This is a genomic window from Castellaniella sp. WN, assembly GCF_054457555.1.
Window position 1 is genome coordinate 576,624 of sequence record NZ_JBTKZC010000002.1, and the last position, 24,080, is coordinate 600,703.

At 60.7% G+C, this 24,080-nt stretch carries 31 protein-coding genes, 1 tRNA gene and 1 other annotated feature; of the genes, 7 read left to right on the forward strand and 25 right to left on the reverse strand.

Going from position 1 to position 24,080, the window contains the following annotated elements; all coding sequences use genetic code 11:
- Window positions 1–87 precede the first annotated feature (87 nt).
- The 3 genes from ACTPOE_RS16550 to ACTPOE_RS16560 all read left to right on the forward strand — a co-directional run bounded on the left by ACTPOE_RS16550 (window position 88) and on the right by ACTPOE_RS16560 (window position 2,227).
- The gene (locus ACTPOE_RS16550; RefSeq protein ID WP_458873314.1) at window positions 88–1,416 is read left to right on the forward strand and encodes a ferredoxin reductase family protein; all 1,329 of its coding nucleotides are present in this window, start codon (window positions 88–90) and stop codon (window positions 1,414–1,416) included.
- Between the two features lie 56 nt (window positions 1,417–1,472).
- A tRNA-Cys gene (locus tag ACTPOE_RS16555) sits at window positions 1,473–1,546 on the forward strand.
- 501 nt (window positions 1,547–2,047) lie between these two features.
- On the forward strand, window positions 2,048–2,227 hold the full coding sequence (locus tag ACTPOE_RS16560; protein ID WP_458873315.1) for a hypothetical protein: 180 nt from the start codon (window positions 2,048–2,050) through the stop codon (window positions 2,225–2,227).
- Between the two features lie 300 nt (window positions 2,228–2,527).
- On the opposite strand, the gene ACTPOE_RS16565 is transcribed toward ACTPOE_RS16560, so the two are convergent.
- From ACTPOE_RS16565 to ACTPOE_RS16585, 5 genes are read right to left on the reverse strand one after another with little or no spacing between them, the layout of a single operon-like run.
- Window positions 2,528–3,016 (reverse strand): hypothetical protein, encoded by a 489-nt coding sequence (locus tag ACTPOE_RS16565; RefSeq protein WP_458873316.1) that lies wholly within the window; start codon window positions 3,014–3,016, stop codon window positions 2,528–2,530.
- The gene (locus ACTPOE_RS16570; protein WP_458873317.1) at window positions 3,013–3,543 is read right to left on the reverse strand and encodes a hypothetical protein; all 531 of its coding nucleotides are present in this window, start codon (window positions 3,541–3,543) and stop codon (window positions 3,013–3,015) included. The genes ACTPOE_RS16565 and ACTPOE_RS16570 overlap by 4 nt, the downstream gene beginning before the upstream one ends.
- Entirely contained in the window at window positions 3,540–3,800 is a 261-nt protein-coding gene (locus ACTPOE_RS16575) for a phage holin family protein (RefSeq protein ID WP_417252786.1), read from the reverse strand. The genes ACTPOE_RS16570 and ACTPOE_RS16575 overlap by 4 nt, the downstream gene beginning before the upstream one ends.
- Window position 3,801: 1 nt before the next feature.
- On the reverse strand, window positions 3,802–4,173 hold the full coding sequence (locus ACTPOE_RS16580) for a putative holin (protein WP_458873318.1): 372 nt from the start codon (window positions 4,171–4,173) through the stop codon (window positions 3,802–3,804).
- Between the two features lie 56 nt (window positions 4,174–4,229).
- Complete coding sequence (locus tag ACTPOE_RS16585; protein ID WP_458873319.1) at window positions 4,230–4,940, reverse strand: DUF4376 domain-containing protein; 711 nt, start codon at window positions 4,938–4,940, stop codon at window positions 4,230–4,232.
- 95 nt (window positions 4,941–5,035) lie between these two features.
- Here ACTPOE_RS16585 and ACTPOE_RS16590 point away from each other — a divergent pair, with 95 nt between their 5' ends.
- A complete protein-coding gene (locus ACTPOE_RS16590; RefSeq protein ID WP_458873320.1) occupies window positions 5,036–5,167 on the forward strand; it encodes a ribbon-helix-helix protein, CopG family in 132 nt (43 codons plus the stop codon).
- 59 nt (window positions 5,168–5,226) lie between these two features.
- Here the strand turns inward: ACTPOE_RS16590 and ACTPOE_RS16595 are convergent.
- A protein-coding gene (locus tag ACTPOE_RS16595; RefSeq protein WP_458870381.1) for an IS3 family transposase occupies window positions 5,227–6,464 on the reverse strand; the annotation gives its coding sequence in 2 pieces (ribosomal slippage) (window positions 5,227–6,182 and window positions 6,182–6,464; 1,239 coding nt in all).
- Window positions 6,067–6,183 (reverse strand) — a sequence feature (AL1L pseudoknot). It overlaps the preceding gene by 117 nt.
- A gap of 42 nt (window positions 6,465–6,506) precedes the next feature.
- Here ACTPOE_RS16595 and ACTPOE_RS16600 point away from each other — a divergent pair.
- Window positions 6,507–7,535 (forward strand): RNA-guided endonuclease InsQ/TnpB family protein, encoded by a 1,029-nt coding sequence (locus tag ACTPOE_RS16600; RefSeq protein WP_458873520.1) that lies wholly within the window; start codon window positions 6,507–6,509, stop codon window positions 7,533–7,535.
- Window positions 7,536–7,927: 392 nt separating this feature from the next.
- On the opposite strand, the gene ACTPOE_RS16605 is transcribed toward ACTPOE_RS16600, so the two are convergent.
- Genes ACTPOE_RS16605 through ACTPOE_RS16630 form a run of 6 tightly spaced genes read right to left on the reverse strand, consistent with a single transcriptional unit; the run spans window position 7,928 to window position 16,174 of the window.
- The gene (locus tag ACTPOE_RS16605) at window positions 7,928–8,839 is read right to left on the reverse strand and encodes a hypothetical protein (protein WP_458873321.1); all 912 of its coding nucleotides are present in this window, start codon (window positions 8,837–8,839) and stop codon (window positions 7,928–7,930) included.
- Between the two features lie 57 nt (window positions 8,840–8,896).
- A complete protein-coding gene (locus tag ACTPOE_RS16610) occupies window positions 8,897–12,499 on the reverse strand; it encodes a TipJ family phage tail tip protein (protein WP_458873322.1) in 3,603 nt (1,200 codons plus the stop codon).
- A complete protein-coding gene (locus ACTPOE_RS16615) occupies window positions 12,481–12,816 on the reverse strand; it encodes a hypothetical protein (protein ID WP_458873323.1) in 336 nt (111 codons plus the stop codon). Before ACTPOE_RS16615 ends, ACTPOE_RS16610 begins: the two co-directional genes overlap by 19 nt.
- A gap of 59 nt (window positions 12,817–12,875) precedes the next feature.
- Window positions 12,876–13,352, reverse strand: a complete 477-nt coding sequence (locus ACTPOE_RS16620; RefSeq protein ID WP_458873324.1) for a DUF1833 family protein — start codon at window positions 13,350–13,352, stop codon at window positions 12,876–12,878.
- 39 nt (window positions 13,353–13,391) lie between these two features.
- Window positions 13,392–13,745, reverse strand: a complete 354-nt coding sequence (locus ACTPOE_RS16625; protein WP_458873325.1) for a hypothetical protein — start codon at window positions 13,743–13,745, stop codon at window positions 13,392–13,394.
- The gene (locus ACTPOE_RS16630) at window positions 13,745–16,174 is read right to left on the reverse strand and encodes a phage tail tape measure protein (RefSeq protein WP_458873326.1); all 2,430 of its coding nucleotides are present in this window, start codon (window positions 16,172–16,174) and stop codon (window positions 13,745–13,747) included. The genes ACTPOE_RS16625 and ACTPOE_RS16630 overlap by 1 nt, the downstream gene beginning before the upstream one ends.
- Before the next feature lie 128 nt (window positions 16,175–16,302).
- Between ACTPOE_RS16630 and ACTPOE_RS16635 the strand changes: the two genes are divergently transcribed.
- Window positions 16,303–16,476, forward strand: a complete 174-nt coding sequence (locus tag ACTPOE_RS16635; RefSeq protein ID WP_458873327.1) for a hypothetical protein — start codon at window positions 16,303–16,305, stop codon at window positions 16,474–16,476.
- Between the two features lie 144 nt (window positions 16,477–16,620).
- Here ACTPOE_RS16635 and ACTPOE_RS16640 read toward each other — a convergent pair whose 3' ends face one another.
- From ACTPOE_RS16640 to ACTPOE_RS16655, 4 genes are read right to left on the reverse strand one after another with little or no spacing between them, the layout of a single operon-like run.
- The gene (locus tag ACTPOE_RS16640; RefSeq protein WP_458873328.1) at window positions 16,621–17,412 is read right to left on the reverse strand and encodes a phage antirepressor KilAC domain-containing protein; all 792 of its coding nucleotides are present in this window, start codon (window positions 17,410–17,412) and stop codon (window positions 16,621–16,623) included.
- Window positions 17,409–18,116, reverse strand: coding sequence for a hypothetical protein (locus ACTPOE_RS16645; protein ID WP_458873329.1), 708 nt, complete (start codon window positions 18,114–18,116; stop codon window positions 17,409–17,411). Before ACTPOE_RS16645 ends, ACTPOE_RS16640 begins: the two co-directional genes overlap by 4 nt.
- Before the next feature lie 26 nt (window positions 18,117–18,142).
- Complete coding sequence (locus tag ACTPOE_RS16650) at window positions 18,143–18,352, reverse strand: Arc family DNA-binding protein (protein ID WP_458873330.1); 210 nt, start codon at window positions 18,350–18,352, stop codon at window positions 18,143–18,145.
- The gene (locus tag ACTPOE_RS16655; RefSeq protein ID WP_458873331.1) at window positions 18,352–19,116 is read right to left on the reverse strand and encodes a BRO-N domain-containing protein; all 765 of its coding nucleotides are present in this window, start codon (window positions 19,114–19,116) and stop codon (window positions 18,352–18,354) included. Before ACTPOE_RS16655 ends, ACTPOE_RS16650 begins: the two co-directional genes overlap by 1 nt.
- A gap of 147 nt (window positions 19,117–19,263) precedes the next feature.
- Between ACTPOE_RS16655 and ACTPOE_RS16660 the strand changes: the two genes are divergently transcribed.
- The gene (locus ACTPOE_RS16660) at window positions 19,264–19,863 is read left to right on the forward strand and encodes an Arc family DNA-binding protein (protein ID WP_458873332.1); all 600 of its coding nucleotides are present in this window, start codon (window positions 19,264–19,266) and stop codon (window positions 19,861–19,863) included.
- Window positions 19,864–19,876: 13 nt separating this feature from the next.
- Here ACTPOE_RS16660 and ACTPOE_RS16665 read toward each other — a convergent pair whose 3' ends face one another.
- The 9 genes from ACTPOE_RS16665 to ACTPOE_RS16705 all read right to left on the reverse strand — a co-directional run bounded on the left by ACTPOE_RS16665 (window position 19,877) and on the right by ACTPOE_RS16705 (window position 24,080).
- Window positions 19,877–20,194: a hypothetical protein gene (locus ACTPOE_RS16665; protein WP_458873333.1), complete on the reverse strand. Its 318-nt coding sequence runs from the start codon at window positions 20,192–20,194 to the stop codon at window positions 19,877–19,879.
- A gap of 40 nt (window positions 20,195–20,234) precedes the next feature.
- Entirely contained in the window at window positions 20,235–20,543 is a 309-nt protein-coding gene (locus ACTPOE_RS16670; protein WP_458873521.1) for a DUF1799 domain-containing protein, read from the reverse strand.
- Window positions 20,540–20,848 (reverse strand): phage tail assembly chaperone, encoded by a 309-nt coding sequence (locus ACTPOE_RS16675; protein ID WP_458873334.1) that lies wholly within the window; start codon window positions 20,846–20,848, stop codon window positions 20,540–20,542. Before ACTPOE_RS16675 ends, ACTPOE_RS16670 begins: the two co-directional genes overlap by 4 nt.
- Before the next feature lie 9 nt (window positions 20,849–20,857).
- The gene (locus tag ACTPOE_RS16680) at window positions 20,858–21,517 is read right to left on the reverse strand and encodes a phage tail tube protein (protein WP_458873335.1); all 660 of its coding nucleotides are present in this window, start codon (window positions 21,515–21,517) and stop codon (window positions 20,858–20,860) included.
- Window positions 21,518–21,582: 65 nt separating this feature from the next.
- The gene (locus ACTPOE_RS16685; protein ID WP_458873336.1) at window positions 21,583–22,035 is read right to left on the reverse strand and encodes a hypothetical protein; all 453 of its coding nucleotides are present in this window, start codon (window positions 22,033–22,035) and stop codon (window positions 21,583–21,585) included.
- On the reverse strand, window positions 22,035–22,760 hold the full coding sequence (locus tag ACTPOE_RS16690; protein WP_458873337.1) for a KilA-N domain-containing protein: 726 nt from the start codon (window positions 22,758–22,760) through the stop codon (window positions 22,035–22,037). Before ACTPOE_RS16690 ends, ACTPOE_RS16685 begins: the two co-directional genes overlap by 1 nt.
- 140 nt (window positions 22,761–22,900) lie before the next feature.
- A complete protein-coding gene (locus tag ACTPOE_RS16695) occupies window positions 22,901–23,311 on the reverse strand; it encodes a phage tail terminator-like protein (protein WP_458873338.1) in 411 nt (136 codons plus the stop codon).
- Window positions 23,308–23,709 carry an HK97 gp10 family phage protein gene (locus tag ACTPOE_RS16700; RefSeq protein WP_458873339.1) on the reverse strand — a complete coding sequence of 134 codons (402 nt, stop codon included), beginning with the start codon at window positions 23,707–23,709 and terminating at the stop codon, window positions 23,308–23,310. The genes ACTPOE_RS16695 and ACTPOE_RS16700 overlap by 4 nt, the downstream gene beginning before the upstream one ends.
- Complete coding sequence (locus ACTPOE_RS16705; protein WP_458873340.1) at window positions 23,706–24,080, reverse strand: hypothetical protein; 375 nt, start codon at window positions 24,078–24,080, stop codon at window positions 23,706–23,708. The genes ACTPOE_RS16700 and ACTPOE_RS16705 overlap by 4 nt, the downstream gene beginning before the upstream one ends.

Sequence of the window (24,080 nt, forward strand, 5' to 3'; positions counted from 1 at the left end):
CGCCGGCTTCACGGAGGATTCAGGCGCCGGATCCCATACTGGCTTCATCGCCGATCCACATCGGCCATGCGAATGATGGAACCTCTCATGAAAACCCGGCATATTCTGCTCGCATTCCTCGGCGCCCTGACCCTGGCGTGGTCCTGGGACGCCTTCTTCCTGAACCCCATCGCCGGCGACACCCCCTGGGTCGTCCGCACCCAGGCGATCTACCTGACCGGCGTCTGGTCCATGGGCCTGATGTCCTTGGTCATGATCCTGGCCACGCGCCCCGCCTGGCTCGAACCGGCCCTGGGCGGCATGGACCGCATCTACCTCCTGCACAAATGGGCCGGCATCCTGGCCATCGGCCTGGGTGTGGCGCACTGGCTCGTCAAACTGAGCAAGGGCGTGATGAAGGACCTGATCGGCGCCGCGATCCACAAACCGGTGAAGTTTCCCGCGCTGGATTTCCTGCAGCCCGGCCACGGACTGGCCAAGGATGTCGGCGAATGGGTGATCTACGCACTCATCATCTCGCTGGTGATCACGCTGTGGAAGGCCTTTCCCTATAAATCCTGGCGTCTCCTGCACCGCGCGATGCCCGCCCTGTATCTCGCCCTGGTGTTCCACACCGCCGCCCTGACTCCGGCCAACTGGTGGCTCCAGCCCCTGGGCCTGATCATGGGCGCGCTGATGCTGGGCGGCAGCGTGGCGGCGGTCATGGCCCTGCGCCAGCGCATCGGCACCCGCCGCCGCCATCCTGGCCGGATCGAATCCGTGCGCGCGCTGCCCTCGGGCGTCACCGAAGTCGAATGTGCAATGGACGCCGGCTGGCCCGGCCACCGGGCGGGCCAGTTCGCCTTCGTCACCTTCGACACCGGCGAAGGCGCCCACCCCTTCACGATCGCCAGCGCCGACCAGCCCCGGGAACGGCGCCTGCGCTTCCAGATCAAGGCCCTGGGCGACTACACGAACGGGCTGGCGCAGCGCCTGCGCCCGGGCCAGCCGGTGCGGGTCGAAGGCCCCTACGGACGCTTCGACCACCGGCGCGGCGGACCTCGCCAGACCTGGATCGCGGGCGGCATCGGAATCACGCCGTTCCTAGCCTGGCTCGAATCGCTCCAGGACCATCCGGAACGGGCTCCGCGAGCCGACCTGCACTACTGCATCCGGAATGCCGCGCACGACCCCTTCGTCGAGCGCCTGCAAACCCTGTGCGCCGCGTTGCCCGGGGTCACCCTGCACGTTCACGACGCCGGCGCCGGCCAGCATCTGGACGCCGAGGCCCTGCGGCGCGAACATGCCCGGACCGGCGGCGCAATGGATGTCTGGTTCTGCGGCCCGGCGGGGCTGGCCCGAAGCCTGGAGTCCGGTCTGCAGTCCCTGGGGCTCGGAGACGTACCGGTGCGCCGGGAGGCGTTCGAGATGCGATGAAAAATATCGTATAATGTCGGACTTGGCCCGGAACAATTCGGGCATCGGACATCACCGGCGCAATGGCAGAGTGGTGATGCAGCGGATTGCAAATCCGTGTACGTCGGTTCGATTCCGGCTTGCGCCTCCAGGGTTTACGACGATTTACCCTCCGGCTATGTGGGGAAAAATTGACATAGCAATTCTGAACAGCCCGCCACAGCGCGGGCATTTTTGCGTCTGGAATCCGGGAATGTGGCGCTGGCCAAGCGCTGGATCGCGGCGGCTGGCCGGGCCCGGGGCGATGCGTTCCAGGCCATGGGGGAGACGGAGGCTTGGTTTGAGGTGCGGGTGGCAAAGCAAAGCCACGTCCGATGAAAACACATCTCCACAATGCTAAGCGACACAGAGACAACTGATACAAAGTAAAGCTAGCTATCCATATCTATAAGTCCCAGACTGAATAAAACGAGGCAGCAGTAACTCAAGGCCGATAACTAATCTAACAGATTGTGCCAACGCCTCTATAAAAATCGCATGCTTAGCGCGTGCGGCCCCTTGCACACTGATTTCGTCGAAATCGGAACGTTTCGCGATGGGCAACCCTGGCGCAGATGTGCATAACAAACCGGCCAGGCTACTTGGAGCCCTCATGATCCTCTACCTCTCGCCCGCTGGCGTTTTCGCCCCGAAACTGAAGGCAGCGGACATGGATTGCCCGCCGTCGCCCCCCTCCCCGTTTGACGAGCTCGAACGCAACAGGCGGCGCATTAAGCACCGTGCCCATTTTCTCAAGCTGATGAAAGAAAAATTCCCTGGATTGCCCTACTAAACCTGCAATCCGGCCACGCAGCGGTACTGCTCAACTCCCAACCTAACAACCATGTCATCGACCAATTTTGGGCAATGGCAACCGAAATATCGGAGCACACCATGGAACAAATCAGACCCCTCAATACCCCTTCCGCCAACCAGAAGAAGGATGAGTTGCAACCGAAGTCCGACCCCAAGGGCGGACCTCAGGAACCCACTGGGCATGAGCACAGGGATCAAGCGCCGAAAAAGTAACGGTAGCCAAAAGGCTACTGAAGGAAGGCTCAGCAATCCTTCCCTCATCTGCGCTACCAGCCGCCTACGGGCGGCTCTTCTTCGCCCTCACCGCCCGCACATACCCCTGCAGCCCGTTCACCTGGTCGGCCCATCGTGCAGCATCTGCTGCCAGGTCTGCATATTCCCCGTAGCACGCTGCAAAACCTCCGATCCAGTCGGGACCGGCTGCATCAGGTCGGCGGCCGGCTCGGGGATTCGCGGGATCACGACCGTATCGGCGCACCCACTCATCAAGCCTGCCGCGCATAGCGACAAGATCACGCGCCGCAGCCTCGCGGGCCAGCACGGCCCCACGGTGTTCGGCATCCGCTCGATCACGCTCATATTGCATCCCCTGTTCAATTGCGATGGCGGCCAGCTTTGCTTTGGTTTCGGCCGCCGTGTAGCCGGCCCGATACTGTGTGTGCCCATACCAAACGATGCCGGCGGCAGCAATGACCAGCAGGATGGCAGCCACGGCCAGCGGGCGCCAGTAGGCCTTGGCGACGGCCCAGATAGCAGCGGCGATCATGCAGCCCCCAGCGCGGCGCGCGCGACCGCGTGATTCCCCGCCCATTTCTCCGGATGCGGCTTGCCGGGCCGCCAGACACGCTGATAGAGATTCCAGCCGCCCAGCACATCGTCAGCCGCCGGCAGCGCCCGCGGATCCGTCCAAAGCAGCAGCCGGCCCAGCGCCACAGCCAGGACGTCATCCTGGTCCAGGGCGTCATAGACCTGCGCCGGCGCGGCCACAACCCCGCGCGCGAGGCACACGTCGGCGGCATAGTCCCGGCTGGCTGCATGCGTCAGCACGCCCTTGACGCCCCCACCCTTTTCAAACTGCATCAGTCCGCGCGCCGGCCCCTTGATCGCCGGCCTCCTGAGGTCCACGATCTGCCAGCGGTGCACCAAGCCGGACTCCTGCAGAGCGATGGCCAGCAGCATCACGCGGGCCTCGATCGAGCCCATGCGTGCGGGCAGCAAGTCCAGGGCGGGCTCCATGATCTGGCCGACGAAATCATGGGGCGTGATCGGCAGATCCAACAGTCGATTCGTCATAGCCCACACCTCGCCATGGCTGCCACATTCCCGCGCGCCCGCACGACCACGACAGCGATCAGCGTCGACACTGCAGCGTCCCATGCTGACGCGCCGCCGGCGTTGAGCGACACGTCGATCGCCTGTCCGCCCAAGGACACCAGCAACAAGTACGCCAGGATCGAGATCCACGGCTTGTATCGACTGTCGCCGCGCCGATAGCACATCAGCACAGCCACAGAGATCAGATTTGCCAGCAAAATGATGTGCGCAGCCATGTCAGCCTCCCTTGCGGAACGTCGACGCCACGGCGTCCCAGACGCTCTTGATGCTCGCGGTCTTGATCCGATCGAGCGCCGTGATCGTTGCCTGCACCACCAGCGCGGACACGAGAAACGCCGCCAGGAACGGCGACTTGATCGGCGAGAGTGCAGCCACGTCGGGAACCGCCGCATATCCGACGACCAGCGAAACCAGCGCGTAGATGATGCGCGGCACGCGGGCCGTGTCCTTTGCCGTCAGCGCGAATGTCACCGCCCCCGCGAAGGCCCCGGCTACTGCGCCCGGGTCCAACTGCGACAGCCATGCCGCCAGTGCCACAGTTGCCGCAACCACGCCGGCCGTAGCGATGCTCGATGCAGGCTCTGCCATGCTTTGCTCCAAAAAAATACCCGCGCAGGGCGGGCGGTTGATAGATCAGATCGCGATTACGCCGGCCAGTCGACCGACACGTCATAAGCCTCGATCGCAGCCCGATCATCAGGCAACGCCGCAATGGCGTCGTGATGCGTGCGCTCGGCCGTGTAGCAGTCCTGCACAAACTGCCCGATGGCGCCCGAAATCTGCTTGATGTCGCCAATCGTGATACGCACCCAACCAGAGGCCGCCTTGAAATCCACCTCGTCGGTATCAGACAGGACCGCCAGAGCAGCGTTTGCGACGACTGACGTGATCCGGTTCTGGTCGTCGATGGTGGTGCCCACAACGACGCCTGAGGGCAGCGTAATGCCGCCCGTCATGACCTCCCAGCGTTTTGCTGTGGCTGCGGCCTGTTTGGATTCGCGCAGCTCAGCCGATGTCGGCTCAGGCGCTGCGGGTTCTTCCGTGTGCAGCCACGCGGGGATTGGCCCCAAGCCGTCGTAGGTCTGGCCCTCGTGATCATCGCCCAGGGTGTAGGGCTTGCCGTGGGCGATCCAGAGCGGGGCTTTGCGGTGGTCCTCGATGACTTCCCATGCCCCGGTGCCGGGATCGCCGTAGGCCTTGGTATCGATCACGGGATGCAGCGCGGTCACCCAGCGGGCGACGTGACCGGTCGGCACCACCGGCGGCGCGACCAGCACCTGCAGATGACCTTTGCTGGGCGCCTGCCGCTCATGCAGCAGCAGGCCCTGGTCATCGAGTTGATAAACGGTTTGCATAACGATTTCTCCGAATTGTTTCAGGCCTAAAGCCGGCCATAAAACAGGGGTTTTATATCTGAACTACTGTCTAAAAAAACAGGTATAATGTGTGCATGAAGCGCACACATATATTTCTGCCTGAGTCTGTGTTATCAGCATTGAAAGCCTTGTCTGAAAAGACCGGACTTTCAGTTGCCGAGCACATTCGGCGCGCCATTGACGCGTACCTGAAGCGCCAGAGATGATTAAGGTTTTCCGCTACCGTGTGAAGTGAATCACCCCGGGAATCGCGGAGGCTGTTTGGTTAAAGTAAAACCGCCTCAGCAGCGGGTGTTGCAAGCACTTGATAGTACCGTTGTTCGGCCTCGGCGGGGGGGATGTCGCCAATCGATTCCAGCAGCCGCTGATGATTGAACCAGGCCACCCATTCCAAGGTGGCTAATTCCACGGCAGCCTTGGTCTTCCAGGGGCCACGCTGATGAATCAGTTCTGCCTTGTACAGGCCGTTGATGGTCTCGGCCAGGGCGTTGTCATAGGCGTCGCCCGTGGCCCCCACCGAAGGGCTGATACCCGCCTCGCCCAGCCGTTCGGAATAACGGATCGACACGTACTGCGAACCGCGATCCGAATGATGGACAAGGCCTGCGGCCGGATCGGGGTGCCGGTCGTAGAGCGCCTGCTCCAGGGCATCGAGCACGAAGTCTGTGGTCATCCGCGAGCTCGTGCGCCAGCCCACGATGCGCTTGGCATACGCATCGATGACGAAGGCCACGTACATCCATCCCTGCCAAGTGGATACGTAGGTGAAGTCAGCCACCCACAGGCGATTGGGTCGATCAGCATGGAAGGCCCGACGCACCAGATCGCGCGGGCAGGGTTTGGAGGCATCGGGAACCGTCGTGCGTATCCGCTTGCCCCGGCGCACTCCCTCGATCCCCAGGCGGCCCATGAGTCGCTCGACCGTACAGCGGGCAATGGGCATGTTCTCCCGATGCATCTGGCGCCAGATCTTGCGCGCGCCGTAGACTTGGAAGTTCTGATCCCAGACGCGGTAGATGTCGACCATGCGCTGCTCGTCCCGTTTGGCCCGGTGGCTGCGTAGATCTGGATTGCGACACCGGGCGGCATGGCGCCTGTAGGCTGACGGGGCGACCTGCAATACCTTGCAGATCGGCTCGACCCCGTACAAGTCTCGGTGCTGATCGATGTAGGCGTTTATTTCTTCAGGACGCGGTCGAGCTCCGCCTGGGCGAAAAAAGCGCTGGCCGTCTTTAGAATCTCGTTGGCTCGGCGCAGCTCCTTGACCTCGCGCTCCAGCGCCTTGATGCGTTCCTGCTCGGCCTGCGGGATACCGGCACGTACACCCGTCTCCACCTCCTGGGCCCGAACCCATTTGAGCAGCGAATGCGGCGAGCAGCCAATCTTGGGTGCAATCGATGTGACGGCAGCCCACTGCGACGCGTACTCGTCGCGGTGTTCCAGGAGCAGGCGCACGGCCCGTTCACGGATCTCAGGTGAAAATTTGGTTTGATTGTTGACCATGGCTCCATTCTCTCAAAGCTTGGAGCCTCCTCAAAACCCGGGGTGATTCAGAAGTCGTTGAGCGGCTTGCTGAACAAACAAGCGCGGGCGGTTAACTTCGTCTGGAACTTTTGCAACGACACGCAGAAACACGCTCTGAAGTGGCACAAGCGCTGGCCCACCGGGTTTGATCTGAACGTCTTGACGACCGGTAGCAGCAAGGAGCTTGGCATCCACTCCGGCACGATCAATGCCGTATGCGAGCGATACGCGAAGTCTCGCAAGCAGTTCAACCGGCCATTCCTTCGCTATCGCGGCAAACGCTCGCTTGGCTGGGTGCCGATGAAGGGCCGCAACTTGAAGCGTCACGGCGATGCTTTCCGGTTCGTGGGCCATACGTTTCGCGTGTTTAATTCCCGCCCGCTGCCGGAAGGCAAGATCAAGGATGGAACCTGCTTTGCTCAAGACCGACGCGGCAACTGGTTTTTGAACATCGTCGTTGAAGTCGCTGACGCTGAAACCAGAAAGCCGGTTCGTGGCGTTGGCATTGACCTTGGCTTGGCTGACTTGGCTACGCTGTCCAATGGACAGAAGATCGAACATCCTCGCCACTATCGAAGGCTTGAAAAACAGCTTGCCGTCGCGCAGCGGGCGAGAAAGAAAAAGCAGGCCGCCAACATCAATGCGAAGATTGCGAATAGTCGCGCCGATTTTTTGCACAAGGCTTCCACGCAAATCGTGCGTGACTTCGATTACATCGCGGTCGGCAACGTGGCGCCCTCGAAACTCGCCAAAACCAAGATGGCGAAAAGCGTCTACGACGCATCTTGGCATTCCTTCAAAACGATGCTTGCGTACAAGTCGGTTGCGAATGGCGCATGGTATGAAGAAGTGAATGAAGCGTTTTCCTCCCAAACCTGCTCGGCTTGTGGCGCATTGCCCGAGTCGAGGCCGAAAGGTATCGCAGGCCTTGGAATAAGAGAATGGGTATGTAGTGAGTGCGGAGCGGTCCATGATCGTGACGTAAATGCTGCGTTAAACATTCTCCGCTCGGGACGTCGAGCGCCAGCAGTGGGAATCTCCGCCCTTTAGGGCGGGAGGACGTCAAAACGACTCCAGCCCCGACCAGCGGGGCAAAGGGTTTGAAAAAGGAAAAGTGACTGCGTGACTGCGAACGCGACGGGGCCGGGCTTTTATCAACCAGATGCGCTGCAAAAACATCATCGGCGGCATCTCAGGGACCGTGCCAACCGCCTCAACAAACATCTCATCAGGAGCTTTTAGAAAGACTCAACTGGGGAACGTGTCGTCCGGGTCAGCCGCGCCAGAGGCTGGCTTGCTTAACCTTATTTTTGACGCGTCAGACTCCCCCGGCTCCCGCACTTCGAGCGAGACGCGGCCAGCAGCTCGACTCGACCAACGTCAAGTTATTTGAGCGGCTTGCTTGATACTGACCTGACGCTCTCGCGTTCGCAGCGGTGGCGTCAGACCAGGATGCAGGGAAGGACGGCCGTGCTAGGTCCGCGCGTCTCGGTGGATGTGCGGGCACCAGCAGCCGCCGGGCCGAACGACAATTTATCGTCAGCGAGGGTGGCTGGATCAGTGCCGGATACCAGTCTCGGTGACGGACCGCGCGCGCCGGCGCTAAAAGAGAACCCTCCATCAACCCCTGAATTTCCCACGAGACTGTTACCGTCATTTAGTCGCCGCCAGCCCACACTGCCGCTGAAGTTTTGTAGTGCATCAGCTTGATATGCCCCCACGACACGTGGATTCGCAGTGTCAGCGTCAGTTCCGGCCATCCGCAGAAAAACGTCCTGCAAATCGGGGGCTTTCCAGTCGCCGCTGCCGAGGTCAGCGATTCGCCCCCAGCCCTTCGCCCAGGATCCTGAAGCAACGGTCAGACCCTGCTCGCGGAACCAGGCAATCAGCCGCCGCTGCTTCGGATCGGACTCCGACCAAACTCCGCCCGTGACCGGCATTTCCCACGCCCGGGCCGTAGCCGCGAAATGCTGCGGAATAGTGGCGCACAGCGGATTGCGGTAGCCAGTGAAATACGCGGTATTCGTCCAAACCCAGGGCATGCAGCCCATGTCGGTGACGATGATCGGGCCCTCGTCGGCTGTCAGGGCGTCGACTTCGGCGAAGGTGGCACCGTACAAGGGCTTGGCAAACAGCTTGCCTTCGATCACCCAGGCGCTGTTTGCGGCATTGCGGCGTTTGAGCGTACCCGTGCCAGCGTCGGCCCAAGTCGAGTACGGCCACGCCATCGCGGCCGGGTCAGTTGCCCCGGAAAAATCGGTGGCCAGGGCCTGCAATGCCTTGTTCAGGTCTTGCACGAGTTGCAGCCCGGGAAGCGGCGGCGTCGTGCTGATTTGCGGATTATCTTGAGACATCGTGACTCCAAAACAAAAGGCCCGCGTGCGGCGGGCCTGGGTTGATGCGAAAGAAGCTCAGTAGCCTTGCGAAAGCCAGTTGATGACGGCAGCCTTGGGTGTGGATGCGTTGAGGATCTGGATGTCGAATCCAGTCTCGTCCGAGTTCGTCAGCACGTAGCGGTCGCCGTCCACGGCATCGAACAGTGCGATCTGGACGTTCGGCACGGCGTGGAAGATCTTTTCGTATTCGATCCGCAGGCCGGTAGTAGGCACCGTGATGCCTTCGGCCTTTTGGGTCAGATCCGGCACGTCCACGATCCACGTGAAATGCTCGACGAAGGGCACAATCAGCGGCTCGTCAGTCTCAATCACGATGCGGACCTGGATATACCGGATGTTGACCAGTCCCGGTGTGTAGTTGATCCACGGCCCGTAGATGCCGTCGTCGCCGGCGGTCCGATACTGCGGCGTGGCCTTCCAGTGCTGCGCGTTCGATGCGTTCAGAATGTCCGGGCTGGACAGGACATCGGCCATGCCCAACACGTCCTCGCCGAAATTCAGGGCGTAGGCGTCGATATGGAAGTCCAGCCGCACAGGGGCAACGAACCCGATATCGACAGTCTGTGCAGACGTATACACCCCTCGCGGCTGAGCACCGCCGAGCCACAGCACATCGCGCACGGCCAGGATGTCGGTTTCAGCGAGAACGTCGCCGGCCCCCACCAGCGTCAGCAAGCCATCCCAAGCGTAGGCGCCCTCGGTCAGCGCCCCATCCCACTGAGGGTCTTCGACTTCAGTCAACAGGACATTGCGCACCAGCACAGCGCCCGACACCAGCAGACTATCGGGCGGGCCATAGATTGCCTGTCCCTTGTAGACGTAGCGGGCTGCGACCCAATACAGACCGTTGCCTGCGGTCAGGGATTCGAGCATGGGCGTCACCGCTACCGTGCGCGAATTCGCCCAGGATTCGCCGATCCGAATTTCGTAGTCCGGCTGACGGACATCGGTCACACGGTTCCATGTCAGTACCGTCAGGCCGTCTCGAAACACGCTAGTCAGGCCCGTAACCGCCGGCAGCGCGGAGCGCAGGCCCTGCACAATGTATGACCTGCTGTACGGCTGACCGCGACCATTGACGCTGATCGGCGTCACAGTGATGTCCAACACGTCTCCGGTCTGAGCTTGTATCGACGTTCGATTGTCGATCACGCGCTGTGCGGACTGCGCCTGCCCGTTGACAGATATCACCACCTCCGCCGGCATCGGTGCTGAGATCGCCCAGCTGATCTGGACCAGGTTCAGGTCGGCAACGATGTTGACGATCGACTCTGACACATTGACGCCAAACACGATGCCCATCAGCAGGCTTCCATCTCGCGGTGGCGTGTAGTCGTAAGGGTCGGTCTCGCTGGCGTAGTATTCGGGATCGTCATCCACGGCCTGAAACCGCACACCATCCTCGGCAGGCTGCACGTCCACGATCTTAAAGCGGCGTCCAGGCGTCGCCAGCGGATCGAAAAACCACGCCCAGTCCAGCGCCGGGACATCCTCGAATCCAGCATCACCGGGCAGTGGGAACCCCGTCATGTCGGTCGTGATCGTGACGAGGTCTGTCTCCTCGGTCGCACCAACCACAGAGACGGTCTTCATGTTGCCCTCTGGATCTCTCAGCATCATCGTGCCCGATCCGATAGGGATCGACTGCGACAGCGCGATCTGATTGCCGGAACGCCCCACCAGACGCCCGGAGTACCCCCAGACGGTCAGGTCGTGGCTGATCTGGACGACGTCGCCGCGGCTGGCAACCCACCCCTCGATGTCGGTTTCCCATGTCGTGCGCCGGCGATGCCAGACCTGGGAGGCGGCGATCAGATTGGCTTCGCGGCCGGCCATGTCCTTAACCGTGCACCCGTCCAGATCCAGCTGCAGGGGATTGTTCGTTGTCGCGGCGCCGGGCACCGCAACCCGCACCTCATCCATTTGATAGCCGTTTTCCTCGTTGGCAAAATTCAGGATGATTTCGTCGGGCGTGTCGCCATTGACGTAATCGATTCTGAACGATCCGGCCTTGATGTTGAACGGCCCGAACATCGCCGACACCGGCTGATTCGCAACATCCCACACCACACCTAGCTTGCCCGTCTGCCAGGTCGGCGAGGCGCGGCCAGCCCGGGCGATGGTCTGCAGCATCTGAGCGCAGCTGACTTTGCGGTCCAGCACGTAGTCGAACGTCAGCTGCTTGGCGTCACACCAGGCCGCCCATGCCTTGATCGCATCGATGTCGATCTGCGCATCCGCCATGCCGGCGCCATAGATACGCCCGCGGCCGGCCACGGTCTTGCCGCGCGCAAACCACAGGAACCACCAGGCCGGGTTGCGCGTCGTCGTCACGACCCACGCGGATCCGTTCCACGCTGGGCATTTGGCAAACGCCACGGCCGAGAACTCATCCACAATGCCGTTAAGCTGGCCCGAAGCCTTGATGCGCATCCCCACGCGTTGCTGGCCTTCGTAGCTGACCGCGCCAGGCGGCTGCATGCACTGGATCTGTGAGACCGTGATTTTATTGACGGAGACGTCGTTATCTTCGTCGGGCTCATTGCCCTCCATGTCCTCCGAGGTTTTGGTGAACTCGACCTCGTACTGACCTTCAGGAACATTCCAGGCCACGGTGCGATACATCGTCACCGGCCGATCATTTGCGGCAGACCCGCTTTCGGTGATCCAGTCAGCGCCGCCCACCAGACGGTATCTGGCCGTCCAGCTTGCCGTGCGATATCGCCCGTCGCCGTTGCCCTTGGTCAGAAAGGCCACAGCGGCCAGATTGATCACGATCCGCGTAGTGCGCTCCGGGGTCGTGCGCGAATTCACGACATATTGTTTGGCCTCGAAACCCTGCAGCGTGACGACGTTCTCAGCAAAGCCAGGCAAAGATCCGCTGGCGTCAGACTGCACGATCGACACGCCGCTGTAATTCAGCACTGGCGTCTGGCCGATTTTGAAATCTGAGAACTCGATCTCGCCGCCCTGCAGGCCGAAGTGGAATACCTGGTTGAAGTACTGATCCGCTCCGGCCCAGTCGGAATATGGAGTAGCCCCCAGATCGGGCACGACTTTGTGTCGCCCGAAGATCAGTGTCATCGGCTCCCAGGGGCGCAGACGGTTGCGACCACCAGATAGCTGATAGGTGGGGCTGGATCCGTATTTGCTGTCCGATCCAAGGTCAGGCGGCGCCGGCGGGGGCAACAGCGCGTTGATCAGCATGGAACCGCCGATCATGATGCCGGCAGATGCCAACGCCAGAGATGTGCCAGTCAAGCCAAAGCCAGAGTACAGGCCGGCAATGCCCGCCCCCGGAATCGTGATTGACGCCACCACGAGCGCGATCATCGCTACGGACCGCAACACCTTGCCGCCACCGCCGCCACCGTGCGCCATCGCATGAATCACGATCTGGTCACCCGTGCGCGGGATAAGGCGCTGCCACAGATGATGCGGGACCACGCAGCCGTTGTGCAGCACGCGAAACTCTGAGCGCGGCAGGGCAATGCCGTTACGTTCGACATACGCGCCCAGGGTTTCGCCCATCAAAAAGGCCGCAACGGTAAACGTGCGGCCTTCGGGCGTGAACGGGTGCGGCTGGACGACCAGCGGCGTTACTTCGTTGCGATCCACGAATAGAATCCTTCAAGCTGATAGGTCCAGCGCGTCATATCTCGCAGGCGCTGACAGACCACCATTCCAATCATGGAATCAGCGTGCAGCACCCACGTTTCCCCGCTGACGATTGCAGCCACGCCGCAATGAAAGAACCGCCCCCGCGCCACGAACAGCACCGGCTGGGCCTCAATGGGTGCATCCACGCGGCGGGCGTAGTTCCACTTCAGTTCGGCCAGCTGCTTGGCCTGGCCGCGCAGGCTTGTTTCGTGCGATGTCGGGATGTCGGGATAGATGCCCAGCACCTCGTTTGCCACGCGCTCGGCCAGATTCATGCAGTCGGCCACGCCAGGGATGTATGGCTCCCCGATATATCGATCAGACCAATGCGCCATCAGAACGCCCCTGGCGTCGTTTTCGGATCGTAGCGAACCGCCACGGCCGGCAGCATCAGCGTGTTCTGGAATCCCAGATCTGACGAGACCGTCTGGTTGTCGATCGCCATGCTCGTCATATCCAGGGTCATGTCGTACTCGAATACGTCCGGATCGGAGCGCAAGCATTGGATGATCCGGCACTTCGCGCCCTTGCCGCCCCGGCTGTATTCCAGCCATTGCGTAAGCTCCCGTCCAATGTTGTCCACCGACAGCGTGGCTTTGGGCACCTGCTCGGCCACGTCATCAGGCAGCGTGATCTGGAATGGGCAGGCGATGAACTCGTTTCCTCGAGCAACCACGTTCACCGTGTCATTGACCACGCGCACCGGGACTTCCAGATCGGGATGCGTGACTTCCAGCAGGACCAGAAACGGCTCATCGGCGGACGTGGCCAGGAGATTCCTGCGTCCGGCGGGGGTGTAGGTATTGGGCATGAAAAAACCGCCTCGCGGGCGATCGTTGAGTTGTGCGGGCTATCGGCCGAGGGTCTCGATCTGGCAGGTGGCCTGCCAAACAGTCCCCTGCGGTTCGCCCCACTTCCATTTGCCGGAAACGAGCCGGGCCTGGACGCTGTTGCCGGTCAGCGGCTCAATCCAGGTGAACCAGGCCGCCCCACCGCTCAGGTCGTCTTTGATCCAGGCATCCATGGATTGCTTGTCCGTGAGGCTCTTCACGATGACCGTGGCGTCCCTCGTGACGATGGGCATGGAGAACCGCGCGCGCTGCTTGGCGATGCCGCCGTCCATCTCGGTGCGCAGGACGCCGTAGTCGGCTTCCTCGCCGTAGCCGGCGACGACGAGCTTTGCATAGGTGGGCCATGTCGCCATCACAGCGCCCCTTTCAACTGCCGGGCGTACGGGCCGTTGCGCTGCAGGTCAGCGATCATGACCTCCACCACCATGCGCCCCATCGAGTCCATGCTTATCTTCGGCTGGCTGGCCGTCACCGGCTGACTGCTGTTGTTGATGACGTTCACCGTCACATCGCCAGATCCACCCCCGCCATGCGTTGACACCCCCAGACGTCCGTCCGGCCCACGCTTGAGCGGCATGATGGCCTCGGGGCCGGCTTCGCCGAAGATCCCGGCACCCTTGGCGAACTGGAAAAGTGTCGGACGGTCGTAAATTCCGCCCGAGTAGCGGGACAGATCTGGCGAGGTGTAAACGTTTCCCTTCGCGCTGTACTCGGGGCCGCCCAGAGAGCTGATCAACGAGCCGATTGGATCGCTGGACATATTGGCAGCCGTCTCAGCGCCAAACATGCGAAGCGCGCCACCCAAAGCCCCGGCCAGCGGCCCGGTAATGGACTGCTGAATAGCGATGCGCACCATGTCACTGATGATCGAATCGGCCAAGTCCTTGAAGGAGAGTTTGCCGGTGGTGACGAACGTGGTTAGGGCATCTTCCATGCCCCGGAAGGCGCCGTTGACCATGTTTCCGATAGAGGCGTAGACGTTTGCCGACTCATCGTGATAGTTGATCAGCGCATCTTTCGCGCCCAACAACCAGTCGCCTTGCTTCTCCTTCAGTCGGGCGTAGAAGTCCACCGCCATCTGCTCTTCGCGCTCCATCGCGGCCCTGAGCGCGGCTTCGTCTTGTTCGGACAGGCCAACGGAGGAGTTGCGCCGCTGTTCAAGCAAATCTTGATACTTGTCGCGGATTTCCTGCAGCGACTCATTGACCCGCCGCGCCCAGTTGCCCTGCCCCATGGCTTCGAGCTCGCGGTTGTATTTCGTCTGCGCGATGGTCAGGCGGTTCTCGATCAGATCGCCGATCTGACCGTACCGTTTTTCCACATCCGCCAACCGGGCCATGCCATCGGCGGAGCCCATCCAGTCCTCGATGCTGTCGTACAGGATCTTGCGTTTCGAGCCTTTGCCGGATTTGCTGCCGCCGGACGGCTTTACCGTAACAGGGGCAAGCTGCGGCGGATCGAACAAGGGCATGTCGAACGCATCGTTCAGCCCACGCAGAGCCTTGTCGCGCTCACGGCCGACCATGGACGACCAATAGGCCTGTTGCTGAATTAGCGACCGGAGGCGCTCTCCTTGGATCTTCTGCGCTTTCTCATCCGAGAGCGCATCATATCCTTGTAAGTACGGTTTTGATGCCTCGCTGATCGCCACGTTGCGCGACTTCTGTAGCTGCTCGATCTGCGCATTGACCTCGGCAAGCTGCTGCGCGGCGGTTTTGGCCGGATTCGTCAGACCATACTTCCCGAGCGCGTCAAAGAACCCGTCGGAATAGCGCATCCCAATGGCGAACTGATTTGCCAGGTTGACAACCTCTTCAGCCACATTCGCCAGCAGCCCGACGAACTCTTGAAAGGACCGTCGGGTTTCTTCCGACCCCAGGCTGGCGGTCAGAGAATTGATGTCTGATGTCAACCCATCAATCGAACCATCACCACCCGTCATCAGATCGCTGATCTGGTTTTGCAAGGCCTGCATCGCGCCGCCCAGCGTGTTCCGTGCCGCAGCAGCAGCGCCGCCGTAGGACGATTCCAGCGCCTCTATGACGATGCCCTGGGCTTCAGCAATGCGGCCAGTGTCCTCCAGCGCCTTGGCCATCTTCTTCTGATCGTCTGTGAACCGGAAGCCCTGACGCGACAGCGAAGCAAGGCCCTCGCTCGGAATGTCCAGCGCCCGCCCGACGGTCTCTGCGGCCTGGGTGACGCTCATGCCCATGCGGATCGACGTATCGATCACCGCCTGCATCGCACGCGGAAACATTTCATGCGCGATGTTCGAGTAGGACAGCAGTCGCGTCTGCGCTTGGTTGATCTCGCCCGCCGTGAAAGTGGACATGGCTGCCATGTCGGAGGCCATCGCGTTCAGCTCAGCCCGGGTGAAGCCAGCGGCCATTCCCGTGGACTTCAGCACGGCGGCCAGCTGCGCCTGCTCCATCTGCGCGTTCTTCGTCTCGCTGATGAATTTGCCGAAGATCGCGCCCAGCGACAGCGTGCCGCCGATGCCGGCGATTGCGCCAAGACTTCCTAGACCGCGCATCAAGGTGCCAAGGGACGAATTCGCCATGACCACCGCCTGACGCATCCTGTCGGTTTCTGCCTTGACCCTTGCTGCAGCCGCCCCGACGGCGGTCACGCCAGCCGCGCCAGCAGTCCCCGCCGACTTCAGCCGGTTCAGTGCTGCCTCGACAGCCGGGCCAGACTTGGCAAGGTCGTTCAGGTCCTCCTTGGCTTTACGGGCCTGAGAGCTATCAACCTCAAGGCCAAAGCTTACGATGTCATCTGCCATTTCTTGCGCCCAATAAAAAGGCCCTGCCTAAGCAGAGCCGGAAATAAGATGCCCGCCAAAACTTGGGGTTCTGGCGGGCGGGGTGGTATGTTACTGGTTCCTACACCTGTAACTTACCGGAGAAAGCTATGACTTCAATTGACGAAGCCGTTATCCCATTGTCGCAGCAAGGAATCAACGTCAACCCGTTGCGAAAGCTGCTCGCAACCTTGGTCGATGGGCAAGCCAAGCAGGCGCAGACCATCAAGCGCCTTGAAGCGAAGATTCAATCTTTGCAGCAATCGAAGTCACCCGACGAATAACCGCCGCCTCTCGCTCGGCAATCTCGTCATCAGACCCGATGAGATTGCCGTCCATATCGTATAGATCGCGGCGCGCTTCCTGGCTCAGTGTGTGAGCCAGGCCAACGATCAGCGCATCGGTTACTTGTTTCTGTGTGCTCTCTCTCATAATGACCTCGTTTCTCTGTAGCTGGTCGGAACCTCGACCAAGATGCCTGCGGGGACTTCAACCTGTCGCCCTTCCCTGCTCAGCCGCCGCGCCAGCGCAGTCAGCCCTGAAGGCGTGATGCGGACCTGTTCGCTCAGCCGTTCCTCGCCGGTGTGGATGTCCTGGATCGGCGTCTGCTTCAGGTACAGATACCCGGCCTTCACCTTATCGGCGTAGGCCAGCAGCGACTTGTGGCCTGCCCGTCGATAGCACCAGTCATTCATCAGCAGCCACTGCACGAACTTTCGTTCGGGGAAACGCAGTGTGTTCGCCGCCTCGCGGATGGTGATGCTGCCTTCGGCGCCTGCGATCCGGTCGTGGGCCTCAGCCTTCGGGGCCATTTCCTCGACCTTGGTTTCCAGCGCCATCACTTTCTCGCTGTAGCCCAGCAGAGCCTGCCGCAGCACAACCGGATCGTTCAACATTTCCATGGGGTCGCGCCGTTCGACCTGCTGTTCCAGTTCCTGCCAGCGGTCCACCAGCCGGGCCGTGAACTCGGGCGAGAGTTGCGCCACGACGATGATGCTGTCGCGCTTTCCCTGTTCGCCGGTGAAGACGTAGACAGCCGTTTTGCTATTCGGGCTAAGTGATTGATTATTCTTAACTTCCTCCATTGGAGGAAGAACAATCACGCCCGCTTTGCTCAAACGCTCAATGGTGCGCCGCACATTGTCATGCCGGGACTCGACCAGATCCGCGATTTCCTGGCTGGTCATGCTCATGGCGTTCATGTTGATGATGTTGCTCATGCCGCCACCCCGCCCAGTTCGTGAATCGACAACGCCGACCGGATCAGGCGCTTGAGTTGCAACAACGCCCGTTCTTTGTGCTGCGAGAAATCCCTCGCGTCATAGATGCGGATTTCCAGCACGTCGCCCACCATCTGCGCCGACATCGGTCGACCGCCGGCGAGCCTGTCCGCATGCTTTTCCGCGTCGCAAGCCAGATCATGGCCGAAAGCCTCAATCACGCGGTCCGCGCCATGGTAAGTAGCATTGCCGACCGCATAGCGGATGCAGCTTGAATAATCAATCTCGCGGACCTCCAGCCCTGGCAGTGCCGCCCTCTTTCGATACGCCGCGAAGACGGCTTGCAAGGCCGGCACAGCGGCGGACTGGAGCATCTTGCACAACCGCAGCGCGGCGCGATGCTTCAGCCAGTACACATGGGTGCACTCTCCCGTCCTCGGCCGGTAGATGGTGGTCAGGTACTGGACGCCTTGCGCCTGCTTTTTGTTCATCCAGAAGGAGTGGAACAGGACCAGCCGCCCCATGAGTTCCTTGTCATAGCCCAACCACAGCGCCAGTTCGTCGCTGCTGATTACCAGGACAGGGCGACGAGCGCCATTGTTCATGACTCGCGGCGCCGGGCCTTGAGGCTCCCATAGCAAGTTTTCTGCCACATCGTCACCGCAGGATTGCGGATTCTCGATGGATGAGTTAAATTGACTCATATCAGTTTCCTTTTCTCATCAAGGGGTTACTGAACCAACGCATCAGAAGTTCCCGCTTCTGGTGCGTTTTCTTTTGCTGACTTCAATCCAGCCTCGATCAGGCACAGGATTTCGGCGTTCATGCTGCGGCGATTCAGGGCGGCGCGGGCTTTCAGCTCCTGGCGCAAGTTGCCTTCAGGAAACCGGACAATGAACTTGTCGCCGCGCTCTGACGGATATTTTTTCTCATCGGACATCACGCCACCTCTTCCTGTTTCAGCAGAGGCAGGACAGTCGCAGCCCATTTGATTTGCTGGATCGGAACGCCGGAGCCGTGTCGCTTGCCGGTGTCGTAGATCCGCGCAAATTCGCGCCCGGCGTCCAGCACTTCCCACACATCGCCACGCTTGGCCTGCATTCCGGCTTCGGCCAGCAAGAGATTCACCCGGCGGGCGGACGGAGCGCCTTCGAGCATCTTGCCCAATTCGGAGGCCGTGAAGTATTGGGCCTCCTGGTTCTCGGCAACCAAATGCGTGGCGCCGAACCCTTCCAGCAAATCGACGCCCGTCAGCTTGCGAACGTACTGATTGGCGCTGATAGCTGCCGCGTTCTTGTCCAGGCCCAGGGCGCGGGCCGAGCGGACGGCAGCCGGAGCGAGCTTGAAGGCCTCCATCGCCTGTTTCACAGGTTCGCCGCCGATCTGGTAGCCGCCGGTCTTGCGGATGGAGGGCAGGACTTCCTCGAATACCCAGCGCTCGAACTTCTCGGCCGACGGAAGCTGGCTGTTCACCACCAGGCGGAACAGGTCGGGTTCGCTGATGATGCGGGTTTCTTGTTTGCGGCCCAGGCTGTCCAGGATGGGGGTGTATTTCACACCCCCACGGCAATGTTGCCGGATGGCATTGCCAGGCTCTTCGTAGCCCAAAGCCTCGGCCACATCTTTGCCGACGAACCACGGGTCGCCGTCGATTTCAACGACCCGGACAGAGAAGTCGGGGGACTGGAACGGGATGATGTTCATATTGACCTCATGGAATAGTAGCGAATCGCCACAAATAAATGATAGCGATTCGACACATTCAATGCAAGATGAGTGATGGCGATTCGCTATGATTTATTTCTATGGCGATTCGCTACTACAATAGCCAACCACTATGGAGCAATGTCCATGTCCGACCAGAAAGAATTCCCATCCGATAAGGCCGACAAATTCGTCGTTCGCTTTCCAGACGGCATGCGCGACCAGATCAAGGCCGATGCCGAAAAGAATGATCGTTCCATGAATGCAGAAATAATCGAAAGGCTTAAGTCCCCCGACCCCGCCGCAGCGATGAATGTCATTACTCGTTTAGAAGCCAAATTAGGGATTTGTGAGGCTGAAAAACAAGATATAGAGGTGCGGCTTCTAGCGTTATCTCACTTCTTCATTGTTGCTTGCAACAAGTTGTTTGAAAATGGTATCCACCCGGATGATCTTGGTGTTCCTTACGACAGCCTTCTCAGTACCGTCACAAAGTTTGCTGCATCCTATCAGCCGAAGTCTGCTGCGGAATCGCACGTCTTAATCCTTAAAGCCGCAGAAACGATAAACGAGCTTCTGCGCGCATCCTCGAAGGAAGAGCTATCTCTAGACAATCTTCTTGGTATGTCTTTTACAGAGAACGTTGAACGAGAAACCCTCTTGCTGAACGACATCAAACAGGGCCTATCCGCTTTGTCGCGGTACGAAGACCTCCCTTCCAGCGTCCAAAAAAATAGCCGCCCGTAGGCGGCGGAATGCATCACTTGGCTATTCGTTTCCTGCAATCCAAGTATGAGTGATTAGAAAACTCCACAGCCGATTCTTCCCTGTTTTCTGGCCTGCTGAACTTTGGCATTTCATACGCCTGCATCACCAGCAACTGGACAATCTTGCTGTCTCCTGCCCCATCCATCGCTTCCGTGATCGGTAAACCGCTCTGCCGCATCCGCATGACGTTGCCAGCGATGTCAGCAACCACCCGACAAGGATCATCAACCATCGACTTCTTCGGCTTGTCGTCGCCAGCGTGCGCAAAACCGGTCAGGCCCAGCAAGCAAACCAAAACAATCGCCCTCATGCCTATTCTCCGTATCAATTCGATACGCCCATCATAACCGTCACTCCCGTCGCATTTCCTCCAGCGCCGCCGCCTCCATCGTCCTGATGTCCTCAAAGAGCCGGTCGTATGCTTCACGATCCAGATCCATGCGGTCCATTTCGTGAAAGAGCACGTTGTAGTCCAGCCCTACCACGCCAGAGACGCCGACACGCCACTGCGACGAAAGCCGGGAGAACAGCGCCACTGCCTGCACGTTCTCCGGCCATAGCGGCACATCACGCGGATAGTCCGATGCAGCAATGCCGAAAGCGGCCGCTGCGCTCCCGCCGGGCTCTTTCCCGTACAGAAACGCGGCGACCGCCTTCAGTTTCCCCGACGGGCCCCGGCCAGCTCCCGCAGGTAGACGGTCAGGAACTCGGACGCCGCGCCGGGGTAGTTGTCCAACAGGACGGCCAGCGTTTCATCGGAGTATTCGACATCCTTGTCCTGCCAGCCGACCAGAACCTCTTGGACGGCATCCAGGTCGAACTTGTGGGCGGTCAGAAAGGCTTCGCGCTCGGCAGCAGTCTTGTGCCGAAACTCGCAGTCGATGTCGAAGGGCTTGCCGTCTCCGGGAGGCTGGATCGTGACCTTGGCCCGGAAGGTGGGGTTCGGCGTCAGTTTGATAGCCATGAATCCCCCTTACAGCGGCTTGTAGCGCATGAAATCCGGCGCGGCCATGGTCAACACCAGCGCGTTCGTCATGATCTGGCCCTGGGTCAAGGACGGCTGCTTGTCGAAGCCCACATACATCATGTAGACGATCTCGGCGCCGCCTGCCAGAACCAACTTGATGGGCTGGGGCTTGAGCGAGGCATCAGCGGCCACCAGGGCAGCGAAGATGGCCGTGTCGCCACCTTCGTCTGTCAACTGCATGGACAGGCTCTTGGCGTTTTTCACGGTCGGGATCTGCCGCTGGATCCGTTCGGCCAGGTACTGGAACTGGTAGAACTGCTGATCACCGCCGTTCATCGCCGGCTGAGTGATCTTCGGGATTTCCAGCCAGGTCGTGACCTTCTTGGCCTTGGCGGTATTGGTCGCCGCCGGGAAGTTGGTGGTGTTGGTGGTGTCGAACCCGCCCAGATCGAAGGCGTCGGTGGTCGATCCTTCAACCCGCAGAATCATGCCGTCCAGTTGCGCCCAGGGCGACGTCATGGCGATGTAATCGCCATCGGTGTAGCCGTGAGCGACAGCGCTGGCGACGGCAGGGTTGGCGTTGGTGATTGCAGTGATGCTGACTTCGGTCGCCAGCGCCGAACCCAGGTACAGGCGGGCGCCGTCGGGGAGGGTTTCTCCAGCCATGATGTAGCTCCAAAAAAGAAAAGCCGCACATGGCGGCACAGATAAAAACCCGGCGCGGGGCCGGGTCAGTGGATGGTGTGATGCTGCCGCTCTCGCTCAAGCTGAGCGGCTGCGACTTCTGGTGTGGTTTCGTCTGACATCATGCGGCTGAAAACATCTTCCATACCGAAACCGTTGATTGCTCGAAACTGTCTGCTGGCATTGCTCATGGCGCCAACCACGAGCACCTGTATCTGCGCACACGCCTTGCGAAGATGCGGATAGTCGCCGGCCCAGTCCAGGGCAAAGCCGTCAGGTTCTATGCTGTGTCCCAGAGTCTGCCCTAGCCTGTCGCTGAAGTCAGAGAAGATCAGGAACATCGTGCCAATCGACAGGGTCTCGCCGTCCACCGGAGCGCCGTTTTCTTTTGCTGCGCTTCGTAGCAGGTCAGAAATGCATCCGGGTGACATGCTCTTGCCATCTGCCAGAATCGCAAGCGACAGAGCTTTGCACAGCGTTGCCACGGCGAATCCTTCCATCACGCGGCCCTCGGAAACACGAACCCAAGCTGTCCGCCACGACCTGACACAGCCATCATGCGGGCCTTGAAGTCCTGGTAATCAGCAGACGAGGCTGCAATGGCTGTCACCAGGGCGATCTGACGATCCAAGACGTCTTGCCCGCCGTTGGTCAGCCATTGGTGCATCTTTTCCGATTGGTGGCGACGCACCTTCAATTCGGCGTGAACGTCAGCGGGCAGGATGCAGCCATAGACCCAGAGATCCGTGATTTGCGCGTACTGCATCGGCGTGCCTGCGGCATGGCCCATGTAGCGCGTGTTCGTCATGCGGGCCAGCGCGTGGTAGTAGGACGGCGGAAAGCGCAATTCCCAAGCCGCCGCAGACTCCCGCAGGAACATCGGAAGCAGATTGACGCTGCCCTCGGCGCGGATGCCATTGCGGATGATGGCGTCGATCTGCTCGTCGCACCAAACCGCGAAATCGTCACTGAGCCATTGGGCAAATCTGACAGCCAGCTTCGGATGAAGCCAAGTGCCACCGCCCACGCCTCGCTTGGTTCTCAAATGCGGGATATTCCCGTATTTGCGCCTGAACGCCGCCAAATACGACGCTGTCCCTGGAAGTCGAAGCCATTCGTTCGGGGCCTTCCCAAACCTTTCAGCCGCCTCGGTCGCATTAAACCAACCATCAGCCCGAAAGCTGTAGAGGTCGCCCTGAAAGTCGTACTTGATGATGTTGCTCATGCCGCTACTCCATGCCGCCTCAGTGAATAGGATTGCGCGACCAAAGCCGGAGGCGGTCCCGGCCCTTTCGGTAGCTAACCTAGGTCGCGCAAAAACAAAAGCCGCCCAACCGGACGGCCTGAAATTGATTGATGAACGGGTTACTGGACAGCCATATACCGGCAGTCCATCGGGATCGTGTAGGTGCTGGTGTCCTGCATGGCCGGTCGCTCACGCATGGGCGTCGCCACCATCACAGTGAACCCAGCAAAGGTCATTCGGGCCTTGGCCGGGTACAGCGCGGTGATCGCTGCGGTCAGCGCCTCCGCTGCGGTCGGGCCGGTGCCGGCAGGACAAACCACATTGACCTGGAACAGCCCTCGGTATTCGCTCAACTGCCCGGCCATGGTGTTGTCGACCGTGTCGGCCGGCAGCAGGGAGCAGCGCAGGTACGGTCCGGAGGCCGGCGGCTTGAACGCCACATTCTCGTAGGCCACGGGGATCGCGGGCGTCTGCGCGGCGGCCCAGTCGGCCAGCGTCTTCTCGAAGGCGGCGCGGATGATCGACTTCATTTCAGGCCTCGGACGTATTCACGGATGGCGTTGGGCAGGTTGGCGATGGTGATCCGCACCATGCCGGCCGGCGCCTTGGTGTGCGACCAGCCCTCATATTCGATGCGCCTGGCGTAGGCCAGCGCAGTGGTGATATAGAACTTCGGGCCGGCCTCCTGCCCCTTGATCGCCTGAGCGATCTTCGTCAGCGTGGCGCCGCCAGCCTTGTCGGTCGTGTCGGTCGGCCCGTTCTTGGGCATGCTGACGCCGAAGTCCCAGGACGACCGCAGGCGCCCTGTCAACACAGGGCTGTTCATCACCACGCCCTGGGCCGCCAGAATCAGCGCCTGGCGCACGGCCTTGTCGATGTTCCCATTGGCTTTCTCGACCAGACGGGACAGGTCTACAGCGCCGCTCACTTGCGTACCTGCACGATGTAGAGCACAGCGATTCCGGCAGGCGCGATGCGCTCAGCCCTCACCACGGCCCAGACTTCCTCCCCCACCATGATCTTGTCGCCCGTCGCGGGCTGCGGCATAGATCCGTTCTCAGCCTCGACAGACAGGTATACCTGCTGGTCGCCCGTCTGGATGAGCGTGCCGTCGATGTCGGCCTGTTTGTAGCCCAGCACAACGCCTGCCCCGGTCGTCTCGACATCAGGCTTTTCGACCATGCCGACACCGGGGATGTATTCCGGCTCGCCGCCAGGCTGAATCAACGTGACCGGGCCGCCCGCATCCAGGATGGCGGCATGGGCGCTCTCGGCGATCTGGGGGTAGTCGATGGCCAT

Bases quoted from the DNA above. Each gene is read 5' to 3' on its own strand.
- ACTPOE_RS16690 (WP_458873337.1), bottom strand. From the start codon at position 22,760: ATGAGCAACATCATCAAGTACGACTTTCAGGGCGACCTCTACAGCTTT.
- ACTPOE_RS16685 (WP_458873336.1), bottom strand. From the start codon at position 22,035: ATGGAAGGATTCGCCGTGGCAACGCTGTGCAAAGCTCTGTCGCTTGCG.
- ACTPOE_RS16680 (WP_458873335.1), bottom strand. From the start codon at position 21,517: ATGGCTGGAGAAACCCTCCCCGACGGCGCCCGCCTGTACCTGGGTTCG.
- ACTPOE_RS16565 (WP_458873316.1), bottom strand. From the start codon at position 3,016: ATGATCGCCGCTGCTATCTGGGCCGTCGCCAAGGCCTACTGGCGCCCG.
- ACTPOE_RS16570 (WP_458873317.1), bottom strand. From the start codon at position 3,543: ATGACGAATCGACTGTTGGATCTGCCGATCACGCCCCATGATTTCGTC.
- ACTPOE_RS16650 (WP_458873330.1), bottom strand. From the start codon at position 18,352: ATGTCCGATGAGAAAAAATATCCGTCAGAGCGCGGCGACAAGTTCATT.
- ACTPOE_RS16580 (WP_458873318.1), bottom strand. From the start codon at position 4,173: ATGGCAGAGCCTGCATCGAGCATCGCTACGGCCGGCGTGGTTGCGGCA.
- ACTPOE_RS16605 (WP_458873321.1), bottom strand. From the start codon at position 8,839: ATGTCTCAAGATAATCCGCAAATCAGCACGACGCCGCCGCTTCCCGGG.
- ACTPOE_RS16705 (WP_458873340.1), bottom strand. From the start codon at position 24,080: ATGGCCATCGACTACCCCCAGATCGCCGAGAGCGCCCATGCCGCCATC.
- ACTPOE_RS16625 (WP_458873325.1), bottom strand. From the start codon at position 13,745: ATGGCGACATGGCCCACCTATGCAAAGCTCGTCGTCGCCGGCTACGGC.
- ACTPOE_RS16620 (WP_458873324.1), bottom strand. From the start codon at position 13,352: ATGCCCAATACCTACACCCCCGCCGGACGCAGGAATCTCCTGGCCACG.
- ACTPOE_RS16695 (WP_458873338.1), bottom strand. From the start codon at position 23,311: ATGAAGTCGATCATCCGCGCCGCCTTCGAGAAGACGCTGGCCGACTGG.
- ACTPOE_RS16640 (WP_458873328.1), bottom strand. From the start codon at position 17,412: ATGAGCAACATCATCAACATGAACGCCATGAGCATGACCAGCCAGGAA.
- ACTPOE_RS16675 (WP_458873334.1), bottom strand. From the start codon at position 20,848: ATGGCTATCAAACTGACGCCGAACCCCACCTTCCGGGCCAAGGTCACG.
- ACTPOE_RS16615 (WP_458873323.1), bottom strand. From the start codon at position 12,816: ATGAATCTGGCCGAGCGCGTGGCAAACGAGGTGCTGGGCATCTATCCC.
- ACTPOE_RS16635 (WP_458873327.1), top strand. From the start codon at position 16,303: ATGACTTCAATTGACGAAGCCGTTATCCCATTGTCGCAGCAAGGAATC.
- ACTPOE_RS16560 (WP_458873315.1), top strand. From the start codon at position 2,048: ATGATCCTCTACCTCTCGCCCGCTGGCGTTTTCGCCCCGAAACTGAAG.
- ACTPOE_RS16655 (WP_458873331.1), bottom strand. From the start codon at position 19,116: ATGAACATCATCCCGTTCCAGTCCCCCGACTTCTCTGTCCGGGTCGTT.
- ACTPOE_RS16590 (WP_458873320.1), top strand. From the start codon at position 5,036: ATGAAGCGCACACATATATTTCTGCCTGAGTCTGTGTTATCAGCATTG.
- ACTPOE_RS16575 (WP_417252786.1), bottom strand. From the start codon at position 3,800: ATGGCTGCGCACATCATTTTGCTGGCAAATCTGATCTCTGTGGCTGTG.
- ACTPOE_RS16645 (WP_458873329.1), bottom strand. From the start codon at position 18,116: ATGAGTCAATTTAACTCATCCATCGAGAATCCGCAATCCTGCGGTGAC.
- ACTPOE_RS16585 (WP_458873319.1), bottom strand. From the start codon at position 4,940: ATGCAAACCGTTTATCAACTCGATGACCAGGGCCTGCTGCTGCATGAG.
- ACTPOE_RS16665 (WP_458873333.1), bottom strand. From the start codon at position 20,194: ATGAGGGCGATTGTTTTGGTTTGCTTGCTGGGCCTGACCGGTTTTGCG.
- ACTPOE_RS16550 (WP_458873314.1), top strand. From the start codon at position 88: ATGAAAACCCGGCATATTCTGCTCGCATTCCTCGGCGCCCTGACCCTG.
- ACTPOE_RS16630 (WP_458873326.1), bottom strand. From the start codon at position 16,174: ATGGCAGATGACATCGTAAGCTTTGGCCTTGAGGTTGATAGCTCTCAG.
- ACTPOE_RS16660 (WP_458873332.1), top strand. From the start codon at position 19,264: ATGTCCGACCAGAAAGAATTCCCATCCGATAAGGCCGACAAATTCGTC.